At 41.2% G+C, this 4353-nt stretch carries 6 protein-coding genes and 1 pseudogene; 6 read left to right on the top strand and 1 reads right to left on the bottom strand.

Annotated elements, in window-relative coordinates; all coding sequences use genetic code 11:
* The 4 genes and pseudogenes from FTV31_RS15655 to FTV31_RS17645 form a co-directional block, all read left to right on the top strand.
* On the top strand, window positions 1-321 hold a 321-nt coding region (locus tag FTV31_RS15655), incomplete at its 5' end, for a primase C-terminal domain-containing protein (protein WP_180015628.1).
* Between the two features lie 540 nt (window positions 322-861).
* Window positions 862-1206, top strand: a complete 345-nt coding sequence (gene mobC, locus FTV31_RS15650) for a plasmid mobilization relaxosome protein MobC (RefSeq protein ID WP_110393193.1) — start codon at window positions 862-864, stop codon at window positions 1204-1206.
* Window positions 1187-1552: pseudogene (locus tag FTV31_RS17650) on the top strand (relaxase/mobilization nuclease domain-containing protein); the annotation flags it as partial. The gene mobC and the pseudogene FTV31_RS17650, both read left to right, overlap by 20 nt.
* Before the next feature lie 322 nt (window positions 1553-1874).
* Window positions 1875-2330: an MbeB family mobilization protein gene (locus tag FTV31_RS17645; RefSeq protein WP_372339082.1), complete on the top strand. Its 456-nt coding sequence runs from the start codon at window positions 1875-1877 to the stop codon at window positions 2328-2330.
* 356 nt (window positions 2331-2686) lie between these two features.
* On the opposite strand, the gene FTV31_RS15640 is transcribed toward FTV31_RS17645, so the two are convergent.
* Window positions 2687-3022: a hypothetical protein gene (locus tag FTV31_RS15640; protein WP_087696065.1), complete on the bottom strand. Its 336-nt coding sequence runs from the start codon at window positions 3020-3022 to the stop codon at window positions 2687-2689.
* Between the two features lie 30 nt (window positions 3023-3052).
* Here FTV31_RS15640 and FTV31_RS15635 point away from each other — a divergent pair, with 30 nt between their 5' ends.
* Together FTV31_RS15635 and FTV31_RS15630 are read left to right on the top strand one after the other, a co-directional pair.
* Complete coding sequence (locus FTV31_RS15635; RefSeq protein WP_068553058.1) at window positions 3053-3373, top strand: hypothetical protein; 321 nt, start codon at window positions 3053-3055, stop codon at window positions 3371-3373.
* A 220-nt stretch (window positions 3374-3593) separates the two neighbouring features.
* Window positions 3594-4353: replication initiation protein (locus FTV31_RS15630; protein WP_373686996.1), on the top strand; the 760-nt coding region annotated here is incomplete at its 3' end.

The raw sequence follows: 4353 nt of genomic DNA, 5'->3' as shown, positions 1-4353 counted from the left end.
GCTAAAAACGTAAATGGAGCGTTTTTACAGCCACTTCCGTATTCAGAAGTGAAAGCCACAGCTAAATCTGTCGCTCGCTGGGTATGGCGTAACCATGCAGCAGCACATGCAAAGTTTATAGAGCGTCAGGCTGCTAAGGGGCGTAAAGGCGATTCTAGTCATGGCGGTAAAGCTAGATCAGCACAGTATAGCGATATGCGTCAGGAAGCCTTAAAAATGCATGTCATGGGTAAGAGCATCAAAGAAATTTCAGAATACTTAAGCGTGCATCGAAATAGCGTGTCGAAATGGATAAAAAATCCATGCACAAGTGCAACCTAAATCAGATATCAGCCCGTTTAACGGTTTTTGATTCGTGCAGGTGTGAAAGTGCAACCTAAATCAGATATCAGCCCTGTCTTAAACGGGGCTTTTTTATTTCTGAATTAAATTTTTAAAAAACTATGACTGAAGGAGTTAGCAATGGTTGTGGGCAAAGACTTTTCCTGTGCATCAAACCTGTGTGTAACTCAACGTATAAATCTGTGATTTATGCGGAGTTATGCATAGTGTTTGTGCATAGATCAGAAAAGGCGTTCGCTTGCGATTGTCCATAATCTTGTAACGACTAATTAAATACGGGCCTAATCCCAGATAGCCTTTGATCAGGCAGCCAATATTCTGACGAATCTTGCCTGCGCTAGATCAACATGCTATTGTGATTAGCCAGCACACACAAAGGGGACTTTCTTCGCTTCGCTTGAAGATTCCCTTTTGTGGCACTGGATCAGGGGCTTCACCCCCGACACCCCCGAAAACCGCCCAAAGAAAAAATCATAGATTTTCCCTTTGTCCGGTTACCGCCGAGGATTGGATTTAGTCATGACAAAACAAGACGTAGTGAAAAGACAGAAGGAAATCAAAATCCGTTTGACGGATGAAGAACATGAAAAGCTTTTGAAGCTATGCACTAAAGCCAGTCTAGCTAGTTGGATGCGTGAAACTTGCTTAGGTGAAAAACAGCCAAAACGTAATCAGATCCGCGAAGTAGATCCTCAGTTACTCAGACAACTTGCAAGTATTGGTAATAACCTGAACCAGATTGCCAGAATCATGAATCAACAGAGCAAAGCTAATTCTGCGATAGACCGAATTGCTGTTATTACTGCTTTAGCAGGCGTAGAGCGAGAATTACAGAGATTGCACGATGATCATAAAAATACATAGTCGTGGTGTAGGTGGTGGCTGTGGTCCCGTTGATTATTTACTTGGCAAAGACCGAGATCGGGAAGACGCAAGGCTAGACCGTGGCGACCCTGAACAAATGATTCAGCTGATTGATAGCACTAACTTTGCTCAGAAATATACGTCTGGCGTTTTATCGTTTGCCGAGCGTGATTTAGATGAACACCAAAAGCAACAGATCATGGATAGCTTTGAACGTGCATTACTTCCTGGACTAGATAAAGACCAATATTCAATTTTATGGGTACAGCACCAGGATAAAGACCGCCTGGAATTAAATTTTGTCGTTGCCAATGTGGAATTGCATAGCGGAAAACGCCTACAGCCATATTATGACAAGGCAGACCGTCCACGTTTAAACGCTTGGAAAGACTTAGTAAACGATCATTACCAGTTAAAAGACCCTAATGACCCTTTGAACAAGCGTGAACTATGTACACCCAATAATTTACCTAGAACCAAAATTGAAGCGTGTGAAGCTATTACAAACGGGCTTTTAAGCGTAGCGGAACGTGGAGAGCTAAAAAATCGTGATGATATAGTCAAAACGCTTGAATCAGCAGGGTTTGAGATAGCCCGAACCACTAAGAAAAGTATCAGTATCAAAGACCCCGAAGGGGGGCAGAATATCCGTCTAAAAGGGGCTATCTATGAGCAAGATTTTAGATTTGGCAAAGAACTTCGAGCAGACATCGAACGAGCAAGCCAAGAATACAGAGCAGATCGTAGCAGCCGAGTTCAAACAGCACGAGCAACGCTTGATCGGCTTACTGAACGAAAACGAGAAAGTAATCAAATCCGCTATCCAAGAGCAGAACAAACGTCTGTTCCCGATTATGTTAAAAACTTGGAGCATCGTAGCCATAGCCATCGTAACAACGCTTCTATTGATGTGGGGAATTTTGACGTATCAGAGCTACAAAATCGGCAAGAACGCAGACTTAATAGCCCAGCAACAGGCCACAATTCAACAGTTGAAGGACGCAGGGGGCAATTTGAATATAACGAACTGTATAGACAACAAGAACCGAAAACGCACATGCATTCAGATGAACACCAAAGCAGGAAGCTGGAAGGGTGGCTATCTAGTGCCAATGGGGTATTAATTGATGACAGAACTCGAAAAGCACTTACTCGAAGCCTTGGAACAAGCTCAAGCACAACAGCAGCAGAGAGAAGCCGATTTACAGCAGATGTTCGAAGCTACACGGCAGGAAAATCAAGCTATCAAGGCAGCCTTCAAGAGCTTACTGGAAAGTATTTCCGAAACAGATCGGAAACAAGCGGACAACTGGAACAACTTAATAAAGCATGTCAGCGACTTGAATGGACAACTGAAAGACTTCGAGAAACAAAACAGGCTTTTGAACAATCAGTTAACCACAATACAAGAGCAGTTGATAAAGTTGAAAAAATGAATAAACCTCAAATTAGTTACAGTCCTAAAATGAGGTGAATAAGCTTATTTCTTACATACAAATTTATATAGGTCGTGTTTGCTAGAACCGGGTACTAAGTCAAACCACTGAGTTGGATTTGGCTTAATTGCTGTAGCAGAAATTTCACTGTATCCAATTTCCTGCATTTTTCCTGTTTTACAGTTGGTTTTAGTAGAGGTATAACCAATACTGTCAACGCCTACTCGCTTATGTAAAGCTGTGACAATATCACCTGATTTTGTTTGTTTTATTAAATAGTATTTACCTTTATCCCCTGACGCACTTCGCGGAATAAGTGTATCTGCTAAAGCATGGCCAGTAGCAAATATAGCGATAAATATAAGTACTAGTTTTTTCATATTCTTTTTACTCTAAATAAGGGGCTTTAAATGTTTAAAATTCTCGCGATAAGTTTACTAGGTTTATCTTTAATAGGGTGTGGAAATTCTGATCCTAATGCGCCTTCAAAACCTAAAAAACCTAAAACAGAAATGCAGATGCAAGCGGCTAAATTCTCTAGTATGTCTAGATGTTTAAAGTCGATTCAAGATACAACTAAATTACCTTTGAAGCCTATGACAGATAAACCAGAAAAAGTTACAGGTTTTCTTGGGGATACAGAGAGACAGTTTTATTGCGGAATCAAAGAAACAGGTACTGAAGGTACTTTCGTAGAAGGATGGTACACCGAAGAAGTAGAGGTTTATTAACAATGAAAAGGGCCAAATATGGCATAAGTCAATGTTAAGAAAAGAAATTTTGAAATGTATGGCAAAGAGTGGTACATTTCTGTAGGCGAAAAAAAAGCAAGCTGGCAGGCTCACTTTTTTCTCTTTGTTAAACAAATGCTTAAAGCATAAGTCAAACGCAAACTCGATACTTGCAATTGTACTGATGTTTTGACGCATTGCAACACCTTGGACGTTGCTAGTGATCAATAACCAACAATTTACAGCAGATTTTTACGCAAAATTACCTCACAAACCTTACTGTTCGGACGACTTAGGGTATGGGGTAATCATCCGACCAAAGAAAACGGCTATCCAAATGCCGTATATCCAACACAATCAACCGTGTTTAGTCACTTCTTTAGTGTTTGATATAGATCGACCAGACGCTTTTTTTGCTTGGTTTGATGCAAACCTACCAAAACCTAACTGGATAGCCAAAAACAAGCAGAATTGCCACGCTCATGTGGGATACATGCTTTCAGCACCAGTTTGTACGTCACATCGAGCAAAACAGAATATTCTTGAGTATCTAGCCAAGATTGAGCAAGCGTACACGCTTGCTTTAGGCGCAGATCGGGGCTATTCGGGCTTAATCACTAAAAACCCATGCCACAGTACATGGGAAACGCATATTTCTAACGTCCAACCGTATGAACTGGGTTATTTAGCTGATTTTGTCGAGCTTCAAGAGCTTAAAACCGATTTACAAGAGGTTTCAGGACTTGGTCGTAACTGTATGATGTTTGATACAGTGCGTTTTTGGGCCTATAAAGCGATTAGAGAACATTTAAGTGTTGGGTTCGATAGCTGGTATGCAGAAGTACTAGAACAGGCTAAAAACGTAAATGGAGCGTTTTTACAGCCACTTCCGTATTCAGAAGTGAAAGCCACAGCTAAATCTGTCGCTCGCTGGGTATGGCGTAACCATGCAGCAGCACATGCAAAGTTTATAGAGCGTC

Origin of the sequence: Acinetobacter sp. YH16031, assembly GCF_013417335.1 — a bacterium.
In the GTDB taxonomy this organism is placed as follows: Bacteria; Pseudomonadota; Gammaproteobacteria; order Pseudomonadales; family Moraxellaceae; genus Acinetobacter.
Note: the sequence above shows the minus strand (reverse complement) of the source record. Positions and strands in the feature narration are given on the sequence as shown.